This is a genomic window from Kineosporia sp. NBRC 101731, from assembly GCF_030269305.1.
In the GTDB taxonomy this organism is placed as follows: domain Bacteria; phylum Actinomycetota; class Actinomycetes; order Actinomycetales; family Kineosporiaceae; genus Kineosporia.
Genome location: NZ_BSTC01000001.1, coordinates 57,731 through 77,902 on the forward strand (window position 1 = coordinate 57,731; position 20,172 = coordinate 77,902).

Here is a 20,172-nt window from a genome sequence, read left to right on the forward strand (position 1 = left end):
GCTCAGTCGGTCCGCTCCACCGCCGCCCGGTCCCGGACGTCCACCGCGTCGTCGTCCACCTCGTCCTTCACGTCGTCTCCCAGGGGCCCGGCCATCGCCCGGAAGACCTCCGGCAGGTCCGACGTGACGCCGTCGACGCCCAGGCCGGCCAGTTCCACGGCCCGCCGCGGATCGTTCACGGTCCACGCCATCACCTGACCGAGCCGCCGCAACCGCTCCAGCGAGCCCGGCGTCAGCAGCGGGTGCCGCACGGTCGTGGCGTAGGCGGGTTTGCCCTCGTCGAGCAGGCTGCGCAGGGCCAGAGGGTGCGCCACACTGCGCCAGGTGCGGAAACCCTCCCGTTCCAGCTCTTCCAGCGAGCGCCAGTTCTTGCTGCTCGCGTAGCACCGTGAGGGGTCGAGGCCGAGAGTCAGGACCTTGCGCACCAGCCGGAAGGCCTCGGTGCCGCGGTCGCACTTGAGGTCGAGCAGGATCTCCACGTGCGGAGGAAGCAGATCGGCCACGGCCTCCAGCGGCGGGCCCACCGGGTGCCGGGACAGCGAGAACCGCAGCCCGTCGTGGCGGAACCAGGGCAGCCTGGTCAGCAGCGGGATGTCGTGCGAGAGCACGATCTCGTCGTCGGCGGCGAGCATGACGTCGACCTCGAACACGTTCGCACCGGCAGACACCAGGGCCTCGCAGCCGGGCCGGTCAGCCGGTGTGCGGTGCGCGATCAGCAGGGGATTCGGCACATGTCGATTATCCCGGACTTCCTACTCGCCAGTCAGGGCGCGTCCGGGTTACCGGCAATCAAAGGTTGTCGGTATCGAAGCTTGACTGGAGCACCGGCACCGCCGAAACCACGGCATGGCCATCGTCCTGCGCCGAGCCCGGCCCGCGCGGCCGGAGCAGGTACGCAGGTATACCCGTGCGGCGATCTGGGCCCTTCTGGTGCTGTGTGTCCTGATGATCGTCGCGCTCCTGCTGGGGCAGGCCGCCAACCGCGCGGTCCGGGCCCAGAGTGATCTGGCCACGGTCGCGTCCGACCTGTACGCCCAGGACGCGATGACCTGGCGTGCTGTCAGCGGGCGCACGGACGACGTCACCGCGCTGGCCTGGCTGGACGCGAGTCGCGCACGCACAGCCGCGAAGATCACCGGGCTGGATTCGCCGGGTCTGACCAGCGCTCAGGTCGGCGACCTGCTCACCTCGTACCGGGCCTACGCGCGGGCGGCCGACCGCGAACTGCAGTTGCTGAACGACAGCGAGAACCAGATGGCGGACGCGGAGGTGCGGCAGAGCGTCGACCCCGCCTACCACCAGACCCGGCGGCAGATCCGGACGTTGTCCGGCCAGGTGAGCCGGAAGGCTTCCCGGGCCGGTCAGATGGCAGACATCGGCGTCGCCGGCACTTTCGGCGTGGCCGTGCTGATGTTCGGGTTACTGACGAGTGGACGCCGGTTGTCCCGGATCGTCGAAGAGACACAGGCCCGCGGGGTACTGCGCTACCGGATGCTCGCTGCCGAATCGCCCGTGATCGTCGTGGTGATGCGTCGCGACGGTCTGGTCACCTTCCTGAGCCCGGCGGCCGAGCGCATGCTGGAGGTGGAACCGGCAGACAGCGGCCTGCTCGAGAAGGGCAGTGAGGTGATGCTCCAGCGCATCCATCCGGGCGACCGCACCCTGCTGCTGACCAGCGTCCTCAGTGCCCGTCCCGATTCCCGGGGACTGCGCACCGAGCTACGGCTGCGCGCCGCGCAGGGGCAGTCCGGTGAGAAGGATGCGGCCGGTCTCTGGCGCACCTACGAGGTCTCGTTCCGCGACCACAGTGACCAGCCCGGGGTCGAGGGTGTGCTGCTCACCGCCCACGACGTCACTGAGCAGAGGGAACTGCAGAACGAGATCCACCGGCGCGCCCTGCACGACGACCTGACCGGGCTGCCGAACCGGGCGCTGCTGACCGACCGGATCCAGCAGGCCCTGCGGGACGGCGCCCGTCACGGCTTCCCGATCGGCCTGCTGATCATTGATCTCGACCGCTTCAAGGAGATCAACGACACCCTCGGCCACCACTACGGCGATGAGCTCCTGATCCAGGTCGGCCAGGCCCTGCAGCAGTCCCTGCGGGATGTCGACACCGTCGCGCGGCTCGGCGGCGATGAGTTTGCCGTGCTGTTGCCGCAGGTCAGCGACTTGAACGGGGCCTGCGCCGTGGCCTGGAAGCTGCACGACGCCATGGAAGGCCCGTTCCTGGTGGAGGGGGTGGAGCTCGACGTCGAGGCCAGCATCGGGGTCACGGTTTCCGAGCTGGCCACACAGGACTCCGCCGCCGGGCTGCTCCAACGCGCCGACGTGGCGATGTACGTGGCCAAGGGGCGCAGCACCGGGGTGGCCGGCTACGACCCGCTGGAGGACGTGAACACCATCGAGCGCCTGGCCCTGCTCGGCGACCTGCGCCGCGCTCTGAGCAACGACGAGCTGTATCTCGTCTACCAGCCGAAGATCTCCCTCACCGACGGCGCGCTGGGCTCGGTCGAGGCGCTGCTGCGGTGGAAGCATCCCGAACGCGGCCTGATTCCCCCCGACGCCTTCATCCCACTGGCCGAGAACACAGGCCTGATCGGGGCTCTCACCCGACAGGTGCTCGATCTGGCGCTCGCCCAGAGTCGCGCCTGGATGGACGCCGGAACACCCCTGCGCATCGCGGTGAACACCTCGGCCCGCAACCTGCACGACGAGGAGTTCGACCGCACCGTGCGCGGTCTGCTGACCCAGCACGGCGTCGAGCCCTCCATGCTCATCCTCGAGGTCACCGAGAGCGCCCTGATGGCCGACCCCGTGCGCGCCCGGCAACTGCTGCAACGCCTGGCCGCGCAGGGCATCACGATCTCCATCGACGACTTCGGCGCCGGGTACACGAGCATCAAGCAGCTCCGCAGCCTGCCGATCACCGAGCTGAAGGTGGACCGGTCGTTCGTCCAGGCCATGGAACAGGACGAGGGTGAGGAGTTGATCGTGCGCAGCGTGATCGAGCTCGGCCGCAATCTCGGTCTCACCACCGTCGCCGAGGGTGTCGAAACCCCCGAGGCTCTGGTCAAACTTGCTTCGTTCGGCTGCGACGTGGCCCAGGGCTACGTGCTGGCCAAGCCGATGACCGCGCCGGACCTCGACCACTGGCGATCGCAGTGGCGAGGGCTGGCGGTGCTCATCTCACCGTAGCCCTCAGGCCGACAGGGCTCTCGCCACGCTGTTCGCGTTCTGATCCATCACCAGCTTCGACACCGTGTCCGCCGGGGCCGGACGGCCGAAGTGGTAACCCTGGGCCATGGTGCAGCCCAGACGGCGCAGGGCGATCAGCTGGCTGTGTTCCTCGATGCCCTCGGCAATGGTCTCCAACTGCAGGGTGTGGCCCAGTTGCACGATGCTCTGCACCAGGCTGTCCTGCGCGTCCGCACCCGAGAGCCGGTCCACGAACGAGCGGTCGATCTTCAGGATGTCCACCGGGAAGCGGTGCAGGTAGCTCAGCGACGAGTAGCCGGTACCGAAGTCGTCGATGGCGATGCGCACGCCCCTGTCCTTGAGTTCTTTCAGGGTATTCATGGCGCTCTCGGTGTCGTTCATCAGCACGCTCTCCGTCATCTCGAGCACGAGACTGCCTGCGTCGAGACCACTGTCGGCGAGCGCGCGACTGACCTCGTCGGCGAAGTCGCGACGCTGCAGCTGTTTGCCCGAGACGTTCACACCGATGTTCATCGGGGTGGACGGAGACATCCGAGCCCACTCCTGGCCCTGGAAACAAGCTTCCCGCAATACGAATCGTCCGATGTCGTGAATCAGGCCGGTCTGCTCGGCGATCGGTATGAAGAGGTCGGGCCGCACCATGCCCCGCTCGGGATGGGGCCACCGCACCAGGGCCTCGACCCCCACCAGCTCCCCCGTGTCCAGCACGTAGGTCGGCTGGTAGTGCACCTGGAGCTGGTTGTCCGCGACGGCCTTGCGCAGTTCGGCCTCCAGCGCCAGACGCTCCACCAGGCTGCTGTGCATGATCGGGTCGTACAGGGCCGGCTCACCGTCCTGCCGTTCCTTGGCCCGGTACATCGCCAGGTCGGCGTTGCGGATCAGCTGGTCGGCGCTCACCGTGCCGACCTCGGCGCTGGCGATACCGATACTGGCCCGGATGAACAGGTCCCGGCCGTCGATGACGACCGCCGACTCCAGGCATTGACTGATCCGCGCCGCCACGGCAACGCACTCGGAGCCGGTCAGCGCCCCCTCCATCAGGATCCCGAACTCGTCACCACCGAGCCGGGCGATCGTGTCGCCCGGGCGCAGACAGCTGGTCAGCCGTCGGGCCACATCCACCAGCAGGGCGTCACCGGTGGCGTGCCCCAGGCTGTCGTTGACCTCCTTGAACCCGTCGAGGTCGAGGAACAGCACGCCCACGGTCTCCGGACCGAGCACCCGGCGGCGCATCGCGTGACGCACCCGGTCGAGGAAGAGGGCGCGGTTGGCCAGGCCGGTCAGCGAGTCGTGGAAGGCCTGGTGCACGAGCTCGTCCTCGAGCTGGCGGCGTTCACTGATGTCGCGCGAGTTCAGCACGATGGCCTGTACGGCCGGGTCGTCCAGCAGGTTCGTCACGGTGTTCTCGACAGCGACGCGGCGACCGTCGGGGAAGAAGACAACTGCCTCGAGGGTCGCCGTGGCCAGGGGCGTGGCCGAAATGCTCGCCAGAGCCTCGGTCATCGAGATTCTCGACGCCTCGTCCATCCATTCCTGCACCTGGGCGCCGGCCAGTCGCTCCGGCGACACGCCGAATACGCGGGTCACCGAGTTGCTGGTGTAGATGAACCGGCCGTTTCGGTCGACCATCGACACCACGTCGGAGCTGTTCTCGACGAGGGCCCGGAACCGCTGGTGGCTGGTGTCGAGTTCCTGCGTGCGCGAGACCACTCGATGTTCCAGTTCCCTGGTCAGGACGAGGTTCTCCCGCATGCTGAAGAGCTGTCGCGCCACCATGAGCAGGATCAGACCGGCCTGGATCCAGCGCGTTCCGTCCTCGGGTGTCCCGGTGATGGCCGGGATCACCAGCGACAGTCCGGTCGCGCCGAGAATCACGACGTAGGGCAGCAGCAGGCCGAACTGCCTTGGCAGGGAATCGCTCTCGACGATCTTCTTCGGCGGCATCACGGCCGAGACCAGCAGCAGCGTGTAGGCGGCCAGCCAGCCCGCGTCGACGGCCTGACCCGACCGGTACTCGCCCGTCAGCTCCAGGTAGGCGTAGGCGCAGTCGGAGACGCCGAAGACCAGCACGGTCAGGGCGATCGGCTCGATCGGCAGTGCCGACCTGGTTCCGTCGCCCCGGGTGCGCAGCACCAGGTAGGTGGCCAGGGTGATGAGTGCGATGTCGGCCGAGGGGTAGACGAGCAGCAGCAACTTCTCGGCCGAACCGGTGCTGCTCAGGCGCATCGTCGGCCCGAGCACGCTGACCCAGCCCACGAGCAGCACGGCCACGCTGACCATCAGGCCGTCGACCAGTGCCCGGATCCGGGCGGCGGCGTTCGGTTCGGGCACCACCATGCGCAGCAGCCCGGCCACCAGCAGCACGCCGGCGAGCAGGAACCCGATGTCAGCCACCGACGGCGAGGGACTCTCCCGCTGCCGCACCACTGCGTAGAACCCGTTCACGAACTCGCCGAAGCTCCAGGCCAGCGCCGTCCCACCGAAGAGGAACCAGGTGACCCGGGTGCGACGGTCGTCCCGCACCCGGATCCCCCGCACCCAGCACGCCAGGCCGGCCAGGATCGCCGTTCCACTCAGGGCGACAGCCGACAACCAGGCCTGGGCCAGGTGCGACCCCGGATGGGCGATGAAGCCCGTGGCCACGACCAGATATCCGATCGCGGCCAGGGCCACCAGGAAGGTGCGCACGCCGGGCCGGGTCAAGGTCATACCTCCAGCAGTCGACTAGACGCTGGGGGTTGTTGATGGCCCGTTGGAGTAGCGCGGAGTGTCTGGACAACCCTTTTGGCGGATGGCCCACCCCGGAATCAGCGAGCTTTCCAGTCGGACAGTGAACTCAGCATGAATCCGGCGCCACCCGGATCGGCGACACCCGCCAGGCGGCCGAACGGCGTGTCCTCGGGGCGCATGTTCACCGTGCCACCGTTCTTCTCGATGGCGGCCACCGTGGCGTCCACGTCGTCGCACCCCAGGTAGAAGTGCCAGTTCGCGGGCACGCCCGGCGGCAGGAAAGTGGCGTCCATGATTCCGGCCACCGGCTCGCCGCCGGCGATCTGCATCGTGTAGCGGAAGTCGTCGCTGTCGCCCGTGACCTGCGTGTCCCAGTCGAAGACGTTCTTGTAGAACTCGATCGCGGCCGGGTAGTCGGTGGCATGCATCTCGACCCAGAACGGCGCTCCGGCCTCGTCCCAGATCTGCGTGCCCTTGTGCTTCTTCGGCTCCCAGACGCCGACGAACGCACCGGAGGTGTCCTGGGCGAAGAAAAAGGTGCCAAGGTCCTGCACATCCATGGGTTCCATGATCACCGTGCCCCCGGCCGCCTGCACCTTCTTCGCCGAGGCCGCCGAATCATCGCTCTGCAGATAGATGTTCCAGGCGTCGGGCATCTCCGGCGAAGGCTTGCCCATCAGCCCGGCGACATCCTGGCCCTGGTGCTGGAACATCACGTAGCGGCCGAACTCCTCGCCGGTCACCTCGTAGGTCCAGCCGAAGACCTCGGCGTAGAAGTCACTCATCCGGCTGGTGTCGGACGTGGTCAGGTCGAACCAGATGGGGGCGCCGGAGGGGGCGGTCTCACGAATGGGCATGACGATCTCCTCGGAAGTTCGGGTCCGCGACAGCGTAGTGTGACCAAGCACTCACGCTCGGGGTGTACACGGGTTCTGACCGGCGAGTTCCCCCGAACTCATCGGTGGCGTTTGACGTCTGTCGGCCCTGCGTGGGGGGATGGATGCGTGGAGCGCATCTGGCTGGACGTGCCGTTCGAGGAGAAGGACCAGGCCAAGGCCGCGGGGGCGCGCTGGGACGCCGCGGCCAAACGCTGGTACTGCCCGCCGTCCAAGGCGCCGGCGCTGGAGCGCTGGACCTCCCGGCCCGACCTTCCCGACCTGCTGCCCGGCGAGGACCGCACCCTGGGTCGCGGCCTGTTCATCGACATGGTGCCCTCGACCTGCTGGTTCACCAACGTCCGCTCGTGCGTCTCACCGCGCGACTGGGAACGGATCCGCCGCATGGTCACGGCCCGTGCCGGACAGCGCTGCGAGACCTGCGGGGCTCCTGAAGACCGGGCCCGCCGCCGCTGGCTGGAGGTGCACGAGCGCTGGGCCTACGACGACGCCACCCAGGTGCAGAAGCTCGGGCGCCTGATCTGCCTGTGCACCGACTGCCACGCCACCACCCACTACGGCCTGGCCGGCATCCGGGGCCGGGCGGCCGAGGCCCGCTCCCATCTGCAGAAGGTGACCGGCCTGAGCGTGAGCGACGTGAGCATCCTGATCGAGGTGGCCACCGAGGACTACTACCGCCGCTCCAGTCACCCCTGGACGCTGGACCTGTCGATCCTCACCGAGACCGGAATCACCGTGGCACCACCACCGGAGGCCGAAGACCGGCCCGCCGCCGCGAAAGAAGGCCTGTACCGGGCCTCCCGCGGCAAGTGGTGACCGCCTTCTAAGAGGCCAACTGCTCGCGGGCCGGCGCGGGCTGGTTGATTTCGGCCCACACCACATCAAGAGAGAGATGGAGGACGTCGGCGATGGCGGCGATGGTCGGGAAGGCGGGGGTGGCCACCCGGCCGGACTCGATCTTGCGCAGCGTCTCCGGCGAGACACCGGCATCGAGCGCCGTCTGGAGCATGGAGCGATCGCCCCGGGCGTGACGCAGCAGGGCGCCGAGACGCTGCCCGCGCTCGACCTCTGCAGGCGTGAGTGGCAACCTGACCATGCCCACGATTCTAGTACCGGGATAGTATTACCGGGATAGTTATTGGTTGCGTGAGAAAAGGCGCCGCATGATCGAGATCCTGACCCCCGCCGACCTGGGCCGCGCCCGGGTCACCGGCGCCCTGGTCGCAGACATCCTGTACACGATGAAGAGCCGCGCCACGGTCGGCACGAACCTCCTCGACATCGACCGCTGGACCAAGGAAATGATCGTCGCGGCCGGGGCGGAGTCCTGCTACGTCGACTACGAGCCGTCCTTCGGCCGCGGCCCGTTCGGCCACTACATCTGCACGGCCGTCAACGATGCCGTGCTGCACGGAAAGCCGCACGACTACACCCTGGCCGACGGTGACCTGCTGACGCTCGACCTGGCCGTGCTGAAGTCCGGAATCGCCGCCGACTCGGCCATCAGCTTCATCGTGGGCGACTCCCGCCCCGCGGAGAGCGTCGCCCTGATCGAGGTGACCGAGCGAGCCCTGAAGGCAGCCATCGCCGCCGCCGTACCCGGGGCCCGCATCGGCGACCTCTCCCACACCATCGGCACGGTGCTCAGCGAGGCCGGCTACCCGATCAACGTCGAGTTCGGGGGCCACGGCATCGGCTCGACCATGCACCAGGACCCCCACGTGCCGAACAACGGCCGCCCCGGCCGTGGCTACAAGCTCCGCCCCGGCCTGCTCCTGGCCCTGGAGCCCTGGGTCATGGCCGACACCGACAAGCTCGTCACCGACGCCGACGGCTGGACCCTCCGCAGCAAGACCGGCGCCCGCACCGCCCACAGCGAGCACACGATCGCCATCACCCCGGGCGGAGCCGAGATCCTCACCCTGCCCTCGAAGTGAGACGTTCCGACGAGGAACGGCCCCTACCAGCACTTTCAGGGGCCGTTCCTGGCGACAGGCCTCGCCTGCCATAAGGTGCGGCGATGACGGACGCCCTGGGCCCCCGCATCGGAGTACTGGCCGCCCAACGCCTGGTTCAGCTCGGGGTCATCGACATCCAGGACGGGCTGACCGAAACCGAATTCGCTGACGTCGAGCAGCACTTCGGCTTCGAGTTCTCCGACGACCACCGCGCCTTCCTAGCTGCCGGACTGCCGATCTGGACAGCCGGCCACGACGACCACCCGGACCAGGCCGGCTGGGGATGGCCCAACTGGCGTGACCACGAGTCGGAAACACTGCAACAGCAGGTCAACTGGCCCGTCGACAGCATTCACCGTCACATCGCCGAAGGCCACTGGCCTACCGGCTGGGGCAGACGCCCGAAAACCCAGGAGCTGGTGAAGGCCAAGACCCAGAGCCTCCTGGCCGAGGTGCCACGCCTGATCCCCGTGTATGCGCACCGCTACCTCCCCGCCGGAGCAGGCACGAGCGGCCAGCCCGTCCTATCGGTCCACTCGCTCAACGACATCATCGTGTACGGGGCCGACCTCGAGGTCTACATGATCCAGGAGTTCCACGAGACCGAGGTGACCGTCCCCTTCTGGCGAGACTGCCTCTGAGCCTGGATCGCCGGCGGCGAGCCCGACCCCCGGATGGGCCGACCCTTCGGCGTGACGTGAACCCTGCCGCGGGCTACCCGGTCATGCGTGGTGACCCAGGGGCGGCTCCGGGGGTGGCGATCTGAGAGCAGCACAGCGCCCCCGATGTGTACACCTGGTACCGGGTGTACCAGGTGTACACATCGCGAGTGTGTCGATCGCGACTCCGAGCACCAGCCGCTCCTCAAGGCGCAAAGATCTTGCCAGGCATTTGCCACGACCGGTGAGCTTTGGCGGCGACCCAGCGAGACTCCGGCCACCAGACAAAGAAACGGTCCGCAACCAGCATTCCTGCTGGTCACGGACCGTTTCTCACTGATCTACCGGCGGAGAGCGAGGGATTCGAACCCCCGGACGGTTTAACCCGTCAGTGGTTTTCAAGACCACCGCCATCGGCCACTCGGCCAGCTCTCCTCCACATCTTCCGGAAGCAAGATGCGCGCACCAGTCTGGCACAACCACCCGTCTGCCGACGATGGGGATTCAGCTCGCGGCGGGGGCTTGTTGTGAAGGGAGGCCCCGCACCTGACGGCGGCTGGGGTCCCAGGCGGCCGGCTCGACGGGACGGCCGAAGAAATAGCCCTGGGCCGCCGGGCAGCCTGCCCTGGTGAGGGCCTCGGCGTCGGCCAGATCCTCCACGCCCTCGGCCACGGCGCTCATGTTCAGGGCCTGGGCCAGCCAGAGCACGGCACTGATGATGGCGGCCTTGTCCTGGTCGTGGGAGAGCCCGACGACGAAGCTGCGGTCGAGCTTCACGATGTCGGCGGGCACGCTCTGCAACCAGGTCAGGGACGAGTAACCGGTGCCGAAGTCGTCCAGGGCCAGGCGCACACCCAGCGCCTTGATGGCCAGGAGCCGGTCGCGCAGGTCGATACCTCGTTCCAGCATCGAGGTCTCGGTGATCTCCAGGACGAGTCTGGATGCGTCGGCCAGGCCGGACCGGGAGAGCGCGTCGGTCAGCATCGGCACGAACTCGGGCTCGGCCAGTTGCTTCGGGCTGACGTTGACGGAGATGTAGGGCACGGTGTCGCCCCAGGCCATGAGCTGGGCGAGGGCGGTTCTGAGCACGTGCTCGCCGAGGGGCACGATCAGGCCGGTCTCCTCGGCCAGGGGGATGAAGACGCCGGGGGCGATCAGGTCACCATCGGTCCCCCGCAGCCGCACCAGGGCCTCGGCCCCCACCACCTCCTGGCTCTCCAGCGACACGATGGGCTGGAACCACACCGGCAGCCGGCCGATCGGGTCTTCCTCCAGGGCGGCCTGCAGCGCGCGCTCGGCCGTGACCCGTCGCTCCGTGGCCTCCCGCATGGCGTCGTCGAAGAGCTGCACCCGGGCCCGCCCCGACTGCTTGGCCGCGTACATAGCCATGTCGGCGCTCTGCAGCGTCGCCCCCGCGTCCGCCGCCTCCAGGGGCAGGCTCAGGCCGACACTGGCCGTCACCGTGAGCTGCCGGTCGCCGGGAATGGCGAAGGGTTCCTCGAAGCACCCGGCCACGTTCATGGCCAGGTCTTCCGCGACGCGGGTGGATCCGACGGTCGCGACGGCGAATTCGTCACCGCCCAACCGGGCGACCACCGCCGTGTCGGGCACCACTGCCCGCAATCGTGCGCCGATCGTCCTCAATACCTCGTCGCCGGCGCTGTGCCCGTAGGAGTCGTTGACGTGTTTGAACTTGTCGACATCGATGTAGATCACCGAGACCTGACCGACGTACTCGGCCACCAGCGTCCCCAGATCCGACTCGAAGGCGCGCCGCCCGAGCAGGCCGGTGAGGGCGTCCTCCCGGGCCTGTTTGCGCAGGATCTTCTCGTGCTGATGCTTCTCCGTGACGTCGAGGTAGTGCGAGACGATCACCTGCAGTTTGCCGGTGCTGTCACGCAGGGCACTGGCGTGCATCTCGACCTGCCGGAGCCCGCCCTCGGAGTCGCGGAAGGTGCGCTCCTCCCGGACCACATCGGTCTCACCGTTCAGGATGTCCCGGTGAAGGCGGCTCTCCCGGCCGTCCGCCAACTGCATGGGCAGGTCGGAAAGCCGTGAGCGGGGCGGCAGCGGCCCGGCCATACCCGCCCAGGAGACGAAGGCCGGGTTCACCCGCAGCACGATGCCGTCGGCCGCGAGCATGGTCATCGCGATCGGGGCTTCCTCGAAGGCCGCGGTGAACTGGGCCTCGGCCTGGCTGAGGTCGTCGAGCGCCCGGCGTTCCTCAGCCTCGGTGAGACGCCAGGCCGTGATCTGTGCGGAGGCCGCGAGCAGGACGGCGACACTGTGCACGATCGCCCAGAACCAGGGGTGCTGCGTGCCGTAGCCGTGCTCGTAGGTCATGTGCGGCATCCACGATCCGAGCACGGCGTGGTGCAGGAACGTTGCCAGCAGGAACGTCAGGAACGGCACCCAGTCGCGGTACAGAGCCAGGACGCCGACGGCGACGAAGAAGGAGAAGTGGGCCTCGGTGCGGCCGTCGTAGAGCATGACGAGCTCGGCGCAGGCCGTGGTCAGGCCGATCGCGACAGCCGACGACGCGAGGCGCTGCGACGTGACCTTAACGGCACACGCGATCATCACGGCGATCACCAGCGAGGCGATGGCCCATTCCGCGTCGAGGCGGTGACGCACGGCGGCGACGACGGTCAGGCTCAGCCCGCAGACGACGGTGAGCCAGGTCAGTAACCGATGCCGGTTCTGCCAGTCTTCGTGGCGCAGTCCGATCCCGGCCGGCAGAATCGCCCCGACCTGCCGGTAACCCCGTGCGATCAATGCTGGCACGGGTGTGTCTTCGACTCGTTTCCGGGGCGCCTGAGTGCGGTTCACTCGGTTGCCCAGGGCTTACGGACGAAGTGCTCCCCCCGGGTGGTCACCGTTCAGTCGTCGACGCGACGCCAGAACCAGCGTGGGGGTTTCACCAGGTCGAGCGGAACCCGGCCGAGCGCCGTCGCCAGCACGTCGGAACATCGGGGGCACAGCGGCGCTCCGTCGTCGGGACGGGGAAGGGTGTCTCGGGTGCAGCCGACACAACGGATCGGCCGCACCCCCTTCCCCGGAACCACCATCGTGCCGGGCACAACCATCGGGGCGTCGTTCGCGAACATCTGAGTCATGACAGTTGTCTCCGTCACCCATCCCCTGAGTACCCGAGCCGGCGTGCGACCCGGGCCGACAAACCAATGCGCTCAGTAATCGTATCGCTACGATATGCAATATCGATACCTCACGCACCGGAGTGTGTGCTGTATCGGCAGACCGCCCGAACGGCTTGACCGTGTCGATCGAGCGGCCCGCCGGGGTGGGTTGTTCGGACGACTAGATGGACTAGATCCAGATCGCGGGGTCTTCCATCCAGTGGTCGCGCATGTCCGATGCGGGCTGCTTGATCACACCGGGCACTCCGACCACCACTGCGTCATCCGGAACGTCACGTACGACAACAGCATTGGCGCCGATCTGGGCATTCTTGCCGATGATGATCGGCCCCAGGACGCGGGCCCCCGCACCCACGACCACCCCGTCGAGCAGGGTGGGGTGGCGCTTGACCGGCTCGAGGCTGCGCCCGCCCAGGGTGACGTCCTGGTAGAGCATCACGTCGTTCCCGATCTCGGCCGTCTCCCCGATGACCACGCCGGTGGCGTGATCGATGAAGAAACGGCGCCCGATGGTGGCACCGGGGTGGATTTCCACCCCGGTGACCGTCCGGGTCCACAGCGAGATCAGGCGCGCCGGCACCCGCCATCCGCGCAGCCACATCCGATGGGTGAGCCGGTGGCTCCAGATCGCCTGCAGCCCGGGGTATCCCAGGATCAGCTCGACGCTGCTGTTCACCGCCGGGTCGCGAAGTTTCGCCGAGGCAAGGTCTTCGCGCAAGGTGTCGTAGGCACCCTTCACCTTGCTACCCATCATGTGCAGCTGTTGGCCCTTCAAATGAATCAGTCCACCAGGTCCTTGAAGAGGATGGTGGACAGGTAGCGCTCACCGAACGACGGGATGATGACGACGATGATCTTGCCGTCGAACTCCGGGCGACGGGCGACCTCGTTGGCGGCCCAGAGGGCAGCACCGGAGGAGATGCCGACCAGCAGGCCCTCTTCCTTGGCCGCGCGACGGGCCCACTCCACCGCGTCGTCGACCTCGGCGTCGAACACCTCGTCGTAGACCTTGGTGTCGAGGATCTCCGGGACGAAGTTGGCACCGATGCCCTGGATCGGGTGCGGGCCGGGGGCCCCACCGTTCAGGATCGGCGAGAGCTTCGGCTCGACCGCGAAGATCTTGATGTCCGGGTTCTTCTCCTTCAGCACCTGGCCGACACCGGTGATGGTGCCGCCCGTGCCGATGCCCGCGACGACCGCCGCGACCTTGCCGTCGGTGTCGGCCCAGATCTCCTCGGCCGTGGTCTTGCGGTGGATCTCCGGGTTGGCCTCGTTGGCGAACTGGCGAGCCAGCACGGCGCCCCGCTCGGCACCGATCTCCTCGGCCTTCGCCACCGCACCCTTCATGCCCTCGCTGCCCGGGGTGAGCACGAGCTCGGCGCCGTAGGCCCGCAGCAGCGCGCGGCGCTCCTTGCTCATGGTCTCCGGCATGGTCAGCACCACGTTGTAGCCGCGCGCGGCACCGACGAAGGCCAGGGCGATACCGGTGTTGCCGCTGGTCGCCTCGACGATGGTGCCACCGGGCTTGAGCTGGCCCGAGGCCTCGGCGGCGTCAATGATCGCCACGCCGATACGGTCCTTGACACTGTTGGCCGGGTTGTAGAACTCCAGCTTGGCCGCCACGATGGCGCCGGAGCCCTCGGTGAGACGGTTGATGCGGACGAGCGGAGTATTTCCGACCAGCTGGGTCGCGTCGTCATAGATCGGCATTGCTGCAGGTCACCCCTCTAAGAGCATTCTTTGGCGATACGGTCGAGAAACAGATTGTTCAGGTGCGGGCACGGGTCGGACAACCCTTTGTCTCACCCCTCGGGTCCCTTGGGCCTCATCCCTCGAGGAACGAGAACCGGACCTTCCGGGTCGAGTTGTCCCCGTTGCTGTCGACGAGCACCAGGCTCTGCCAGGTACCGAGCGTGGGCTCGCCGGACAGCACCGGAACACTGATCGACGGGCTGATGAAGGCGGGCAGCACGTGGTCACGGCCGTGGCCGAGACTCCCGTGCCGGTGCCGGTAGATGTCTTCGCGCGGCAACAGCCGGTCGACAGCACCCGCCAGGTCCGGCTCACTGCCGGAACCCGTCTCCATCAGCGCGACACCCGCGGTGGCGTGCGGGACGAACACGTTGACCAGCCCGTCTCCCCGTCCGGCGCAGAATCGCGCCAGCTCTCCGGTCAGATCGGTCACCAGCCGATCGCCGGAGCGGACGGTGATCTCAGTGCTCTCCATAAGGTGAACCATAAGCCTGACTTGCATGCCCCCCAAGTGGGGCCTTGATGAGATTTATCCGCGAAGCCAGACGGTGGTCTCGCCGGGCAGCTGATCGCCGTCGAGCGGACCGCTCGCGACCAGCACCTCACCGGCGGGCAGCGGCACCGCCGCGGTGCCGAAGTTGGTCACCACCTGCCAGCCGTCGGGACGGCGGAAATGGAGGACGTCGATGTCACCCTCCAGCCACTCGAGGGTTTCCGCTCCCTGGAGTTCGCGGCGCAGCCGCAGAGCCGTGCGGTAGAGATTGAGCACCGAGCCCGGGTCGGCGTCCTCGTTCTCCACGGAGAAGTCGCCGAACCAGTCGGGCTGCGGCAGGTGCGCCCCTCCCGTGCCGAAGCCGAACGACTGCCCGTCCCCCGCACTGCGCGAGGTGTTCCAGGGCAGCGGCACGCGGCAGCCGTCGCGACCCTTCAGGGTGTGGCCGGTGCGCAGCCAGATCGGGTCGGCCAGCTCGTCGCGGGGGATGTCCGGCACCTCGCGCAGGCCCAGCTCTTCACCCTGGTAGAGGTACATCGAGCCGGGAAGACCCAGGAGCAGAAGTGTGGACGCGGTGGCGCGCCGGCGCCCGGTCTCGTCGTCGGGTGCGGGGTCGAGTCCGTCGGCCAGCAGCCAGTCGGCCAGGCCTTCCTGCCCGATCCCGTTCGGCAGGCCGTAACGGCTGCGGTGGCGCACCACGTCGTGGTTGGAGAGCACCCAGGTCGACGAGGCGCCGGTGTGGGCGGACTCGGCCAGGTTGTCGGTGATGCTCTTACGGAAACCGGCCGCGTCCCAGTCTTCCCGCAGCAGGTCGAAATTGAACGCCTGACCGAGCTCGGTGGGCCGGGCGTAGAGCGCGCGGCGGGCGGTCGGCACCCAGGCCTCCGCGACGGCGGCCCGCGGCGGGTCGTACTCGTTGAAGACCTCGCGCCATTCCTCGAAGATCGTGTGCACGTCGTCGCGGTCGAACAGCGGCGAGCTGCCGTCGATCGGGAGGTCGAGCTCGGGGATGCTCGGCATGCTGCGCAGCGGCTCGGTCAGGTCTTTCGCCAGGCCGTGCGCCACGTCGACACGGAACCCGTCAACGCCACGGTCCGACCAGAAGCGCAGCGTCTTGCGGAAGTCGTCGCGCACCTCCGGGTTGCTCCAGTCGAAGTCCGGCTGCTCCGGGGCGAACAGGTGCAGGTACCACTGCCCGTCCGGCACCCGGGTCCAGGCACTGCCACCGAAGTGCGACACCCAGTCCGACGGCGGCTCGTCACCGTTGGGCCCCAGGCCGTCGCGGAAGATGTAGCGGTCACGCGCCGCCGAGCCGCGCTCCGCCGCCAGGGCCTCCTGGAACCAGACATGACGGTCGGACGAGTGATTCGGCACGATGTCGGCGATCAGCCGGATGCCGACGGCGTGCAGGCCGGCGCTGAGCTCGTCGAAATCGGCCAGAGTGCCGAGCTTCGGATCCACGTCGCGGTAGTCGTCCACGTCGTACCCGCCGTCGGCCAGGGCCGAGGGGTAGAACGGGCTGAGCCAGACCGCGTCGACGTTCAGCGACTTCAGATACGGGATCTTCGCGGTGATACCGGCGATGTTGCCGATGCCGTCGCCGTCACTGTCGGCGAAACTGCGCGGATAGATCTGGTAGACGACGGCCTGACGCCACCAGTCGGCTTCCGGGTGGGGGGTACGCGCGATCTCAGCCACGGTGCGGATCCATTCTGCCGTGAAGCGTTTCCGTTCTTGGGTCTTCACCCTCGCACGCCGGGCCGGGCGTTGTCCGCCCGGCCCCGGCGCACGCGGTCAGCCCTTCACACCGCCGGCGGTCAGACCGCTGACAATGCGACGCTGGAAGACCAGCACGACGATGACCAGCGGCACGGTCACCACCAGACCGGCCGCCATCGTCTGCGTATACGGCACGATGTGCGGGCCGGCGGTGAAGTTCGCGATGGCCACGGTTGACGGCTCCACGCTCTTCACCCCGTTGGACAGCACGCTGGAGAGCAGGAACTCGTTCCAGGAAGCCAGGAACACCAGGATTCCGGTGGTGAACATGGCTGGTGCCGCCAGCGGCAGGATCACCTTGCGGAAGGCCTGGATCGGCGTGCAACCGTCGACCCGGGCGGCCTCCTCCAGCTCCCACGGCATGTCCGCGAAGAAGCTGGTCAGGGTGTAGACCGCCAGCGGGATCGAGAACGAGATCTGGGGCAGGATCAGGCCCTGGTAGGTGCCCAGCCAGCCCCAGTCGCTGAACAGCTGGAAGATCGGCGTCAGAATCGCGACGCCAGGGAACATCGAGGCCCCCAGAATGGCCGCCAGCACGATCGACTTACCGCGGAACACCAAGCGGGACAATGCATATCCAGCAAAAACACCAATGATCATCGACAGTGCGGTCACCGCTGCGCCGATGATCATGCTGTTGATCAGCGACCGGCCGAACGTGTTGTTCGTCGTGTCGAAGGCATACCGGAAGTTGTCCAGCGTGACATGGGTGAACCAGGGGGTGTTGTCGAACGTGAAGGCACTGTCCCGTAGGGCCAGGACGAGCATCCAGTAGAACGGCGCCAGGCACCAGAACGCGATCAGGGCGATCGCGGCCAGGTTTCCCGCCCGCGCCCAGTCGAAACCCGGCTTGTAGGCGGTGACCGGCCGGTCTGCGGACCGGCCGACCGGTGTACCGACAGAGGTGGCGGTCATCGCGTGCCCCTCTCAACGATGTTGGCATTGAAGAGACGCACGAGCAGGAGGGCTATGGCAAAGATCAGGATGAACGTGATCGTCGAAAGCGCTGACGCAGAGTTGATTCCGCTCTTCAGCTCGTTCACGACCAGGATCGAGATCGTCTGGGTGCCGTTCGCGCCACCGGTGAGGATCTGCGGTAGGTCGTACATCCGCAGCACGTCCAGGGAACGGAAGATCACCGCCACTGCCAGCGCCGGCTTGACCAGCGGCAAGGTGATCCGCCAGAACCGTTGCCAGGCGTTGGCTCCGTCGACCTTGGCCGACTCGTAGATCTCGTTACTGATGCCCTGCAGCCCGGCCAGGATGAGCAGGGCGATGAACGGGGTGGTCTTCCAGACGTCGGCGATGATGATAGCCGCCCGGGCCGGTCCGGACTCGGATGTCCAGGCGAAATCCGTTCCGAGGACGTTGTTCAGAACGCCCTGGGGGTCGAAGATCACGATCCAGAGCTTGGCGATGACGGCGGTCGGGATCGCCCACGGGATCAGCACCGCGACCCGGACCAGGGCCCGGCCCCGGAATGCCTTGTGCATCATCAGGGCGAAGCACATGCCGATGACAGTCTCGAGCACCACCGTCACGACTGTGAAGCCGAGGGTGATGCCGACCGAACTCCAGAACTGCGAACCGCTCGTACCCGCGGGACAGCTACTGGTTCCTCCGCCGCCGGTGGCGCACTGCTGGAGGATCCAGTGCTTGTAGTGGGTAAGACCGGCCCAGGCCCCACCGTCGTTGAACATCCCGGTGGAGCTGTCGAGGCCTCCATCGGTCAGGAAGGACTGGTAGATGGCCTTGACGATCGGGTAGCCGACAATCAGGGTCAGCATGATCAGAGTGGGTGTGAGGAGGAGGAAGGCCAGTCGGCCCTCCCCGGTGTGAAGGGATTGTTCCCGCTTCCGGCGACGCCTCTTACCGCTGGTGTCTGCCGCGTTCTCCGCAATCGGCTCGGAGGTGATGCTCATGGGTGCTCCTGAGCTACTGGTGTCCAAGGGCTGATGTGAGCAGACCGGGCGGCCTGAGTGAGGCCGCCCGGTCTGACTCGATCACAGCGGTCCGAAGGGGCCACCAGCCCCGGAACATGGCACCTGCCGCCGTGACCTTGTAAAACTCACACTCAGCCGCCGGCCGCCGCCGAGTTGATCGCGGCTGCCATGTTCTTCAGAGCTTCCGCCGAGGTGGTGTCACCCTGCATCGCGGCGTAGGCGTTGGTCTGGATGGCCTGCGTGACTGCCGGGTAGAACGGCGTGACCGGGCGGGGGACCGCGGACTCGATGCTCTTCAGCAGGTCAGGCAGGTAGGTGAACTCCTTGACCAGCGCCTCGTCCGTGTACAGCGACGACAGCACGGGGGCCAGCGTGCCCACCGTCAGGTCGTTGCGCTGGACCTCTTCGGACTGCATGAACTTCAGGAACTCCAGGGCGCTGCCCTTGGTGTCCGAGTACTGGCTGATCGCGACACTGTGCCCGCCCAGGCTGGAGGCACCATGGCCGTCCGGGCCGGGAAGCGGTGCGATGCCGTACTTGTCAGCGACCTTCGAGCTTTCACCGCTGAGAATGGCTGCAGCGTAGGGCCAGTTCCGCATGAACATGAGCTGACCGGCGGAGAAGGCGTTGAGGCTCTCGGTCTCCTTGAAACCGAGGGCTTCCTTCGGGATGTAACCATCCTTGAAGCCGTTCACCAGGAAGTCGAGACCCGTCGTGGCCTGAGCGCTGTCGACGGTCGCGCTCTTGCCGTCCTCGCTCACGATGGTGCCGCCGGTGGCGTTGATCGCCTCGGCCGCGTTGACCGTGAGGCCCTCGTACTTCGCCAGCTGACCGGCGTAGCACCCGGGCTTGGAGCCCTTGATGGTGCCCTTGGTGGTCTTCCCGTCGCAGGCGGCGATGAGCTCGTCCCACGTGGTGGGAGCCTTCTTCACCAGGTCCTTGCGGTAGTAGAGAAGCCCACCGTCGGACGCGTACGGAGCCGCGTACTGGGTGCCGTTGTACGTTGCGGCATCAACCGTGGCCGGGAGCAGTGCGGCCTGGTCGAGCGCGTAGTCGTCCTTCAGCGGGACGAGCCACCCCTTGGCCGCGAACTCGGCCGTCCACACCACGTCGACCGTGACGACGTCGTAGTTCTTGTCCTTCGACTGGAAGTGCTGCTGAAGGTCGGAAAGCTGCTGGTCGGCTGAGTCCGACTGCTGCTTGATCGTCACCTTCTCGTCGGGGTGGGCCTTGTTCCACTCATCGGCGATGTACGGCATCGTGCCGCTGTTGTCCTTGCCGGTGACGAACGTGAAGGGGCCCTTAGCCGACGCGTCTCCCGCGTCTGAGCCACCGTCGCTACTGCCGCCACCGCAAGCAGTCAACACCAAAACTGTTCCTAAAAGACCTGCCAGGGCTGCGGCGCCTTTGCCTCGCATGACCTGTGTCCTTTCCGTCGGGACCGGACCGTCGATTCGATTCGACTATTTCAGGGAAGTTAAGACCTCACCGATTCACCTGTCAACGCCGGTGAACGTGCGGCGATCAACCCGTTATACGTGAACGCTCACATAACCTGAGGTGATCACTGCAGGTTTCGGCGTCG

General features: G+C 67.4%; 17 protein-coding genes and 1 tRNA gene. 4 read left to right on the top strand and 14 right to left on the bottom strand.

What is annotated here, in order from left to right:
- Positions 1-2 precede the first annotated feature (2 nt).
- Entirely contained in the window at positions 3-731 is a 729-nt protein-coding gene (locus QSK05_RS00265; protein ID WP_285592629.1) for a glycerophosphodiester phosphodiesterase, read from the bottom strand.
- 115 nt (positions 732-846) lie between these two features.
- On the opposite strand from QSK05_RS00265, the gene QSK05_RS00270 reads away from it, so the two are divergent.
- On the top strand, positions 847-3,198 hold the full coding sequence (locus tag QSK05_RS00270; protein WP_285592631.1) for a putative bifunctional diguanylate cyclase/phosphodiesterase: 2,352 nt from the start codon (positions 847-849) through the stop codon (positions 3,196-3,198).
- Between the two features lie 3 nt (positions 3,199-3,201).
- Here the strand turns inward: QSK05_RS00270 and QSK05_RS00275 are convergent, their stop codons facing one another.
- Positions 3,202-5,928, bottom strand: coding sequence for a putative bifunctional diguanylate cyclase/phosphodiesterase (locus QSK05_RS00275; RefSeq protein ID WP_285592633.1), 2,727 nt, complete (start codon positions 5,926-5,928; stop codon positions 3,202-3,204).
- Positions 5,929-6,026: 98 nt separating this feature from the next.
- The gene (locus QSK05_RS00280; protein WP_285592635.1) at positions 6,027-6,806 is read right to left on the bottom strand and encodes a VOC family protein; all 780 of its coding nucleotides are present in this window, start codon (positions 6,804-6,806) and stop codon (positions 6,027-6,029) included.
- 147 nt (positions 6,807-6,953) lie between these two features.
- On the opposite strand from QSK05_RS00280, the gene QSK05_RS00285 reads away from it, so the two are divergent.
- Positions 6,954-7,661, top strand: coding sequence for a DUF5710 domain-containing protein (locus QSK05_RS00285; RefSeq protein WP_285592637.1), 708 nt, complete (start codon positions 6,954-6,956; stop codon positions 7,659-7,661).
- Positions 7,662-7,668: 7 nt separating this feature from the next.
- Here QSK05_RS00285 and QSK05_RS00290 read toward each other — a convergent pair whose 3' ends face one another.
- On the bottom strand, positions 7,669-7,941 hold the full coding sequence (locus QSK05_RS00290; RefSeq protein WP_285592639.1) for a helix-turn-helix domain-containing protein: 273 nt from the start codon (positions 7,939-7,941) through the stop codon (positions 7,669-7,671).
- A 67-nt stretch (positions 7,942-8,008) separates the two neighbouring features.
- Between QSK05_RS00290 and map the strand changes: the two genes are divergently transcribed.
- Complete coding sequence (map, locus tag QSK05_RS00295; RefSeq protein WP_285592641.1) at positions 8,009-8,782, top strand: type I methionyl aminopeptidase; 774 nt, start codon at positions 8,009-8,011, stop codon at positions 8,780-8,782.
- Between the two features lie 83 nt (positions 8,783-8,865).
- Complete coding sequence (locus QSK05_RS00300; protein WP_285592643.1) at positions 8,866-9,444, top strand: hypothetical protein; 579 nt, start codon at positions 8,866-8,868, stop codon at positions 9,442-9,444.
- A gap of 366 nt (positions 9,445-9,810) precedes the next feature.
- Here the strand turns inward: QSK05_RS00300 and QSK05_RS00305 are convergent.
- From QSK05_RS00305 to QSK05_RS00350, 10 genes are all read right to left on the bottom strand, one after another.
- Positions 9,811-9,897: transfer RNA gene (locus QSK05_RS00305), tRNA-Ser, on the bottom strand.
- A gap of 69 nt (positions 9,898-9,966) precedes the next feature.
- Positions 9,967-12,246 (bottom strand): putative bifunctional diguanylate cyclase/phosphodiesterase, encoded by a 2,280-nt coding sequence (locus QSK05_RS00310; protein ID WP_285592645.1) that lies wholly within the window; start codon positions 12,244-12,246, stop codon positions 9,967-9,969.
- A 95-nt stretch (positions 12,247-12,341) separates the two neighbouring features.
- Positions 12,342-12,578, bottom strand: coding sequence for a hypothetical protein (locus tag QSK05_RS00315; RefSeq protein ID WP_285592647.1), 237 nt, complete (start codon positions 12,576-12,578; stop codon positions 12,342-12,344).
- Positions 12,579-12,789: 211 nt separating this feature from the next.
- The gene (cysE, locus tag QSK05_RS00320) at positions 12,790-13,371 is read right to left on the bottom strand and encodes a serine O-acetyltransferase (RefSeq protein WP_285592649.1); all 582 of its coding nucleotides are present in this window, start codon (positions 13,369-13,371) and stop codon (positions 12,790-12,792) included.
- A gap of 29 nt (positions 13,372-13,400) precedes the next feature.
- Positions 13,401-14,330: a cysteine synthase A gene (gene cysK / locus QSK05_RS00325; protein ID WP_285592651.1), complete on the bottom strand. Its 930-nt coding sequence runs from the start codon at positions 14,328-14,330 to the stop codon at positions 13,401-13,403.
- 115 nt (positions 14,331-14,445) lie between these two features.
- Positions 14,446-14,847 carry a YjbQ family protein gene (locus tag QSK05_RS00330; protein ID WP_285592653.1) on the bottom strand — a complete coding sequence of 134 codons (402 nt, stop codon included), beginning with the start codon at positions 14,845-14,847 and terminating at the stop codon, positions 14,446-14,448.
- 54 nt (positions 14,848-14,901) lie between these two features.
- Positions 14,902-16,563 carry a glycoside hydrolase family 13 protein gene (locus QSK05_RS00335; protein ID WP_285592655.1) on the bottom strand — a complete coding sequence of 554 codons (1,662 nt, stop codon included), beginning with the start codon at positions 16,561-16,563 and terminating at the stop codon, positions 14,902-14,904.
- A 96-nt stretch (positions 16,564-16,659) separates the two neighbouring features.
- Entirely contained in the window at positions 16,660-17,559 is a 900-nt protein-coding gene (locus QSK05_RS00340; protein WP_285592657.1) for a carbohydrate ABC transporter permease, read from the bottom strand.
- Positions 17,556-18,566 (bottom strand): carbohydrate ABC transporter permease, encoded by a 1,011-nt coding sequence (locus tag QSK05_RS00345; RefSeq protein WP_285592659.1) that lies wholly within the window; start codon positions 18,564-18,566, stop codon positions 17,556-17,558. The genes QSK05_RS00340 and QSK05_RS00345 overlap by 4 nt, the downstream gene beginning before the upstream one ends.
- A gap of 152 nt (positions 18,567-18,718) precedes the next feature.
- On the bottom strand, positions 18,719-20,005 hold the full coding sequence (locus QSK05_RS00350) for an ABC transporter substrate-binding protein (protein ID WP_352299520.1): 1,287 nt from the start codon (positions 20,003-20,005) through the stop codon (positions 18,719-18,721).
- Positions 20,006-20,172: the final 167 nt, after the last annotated feature.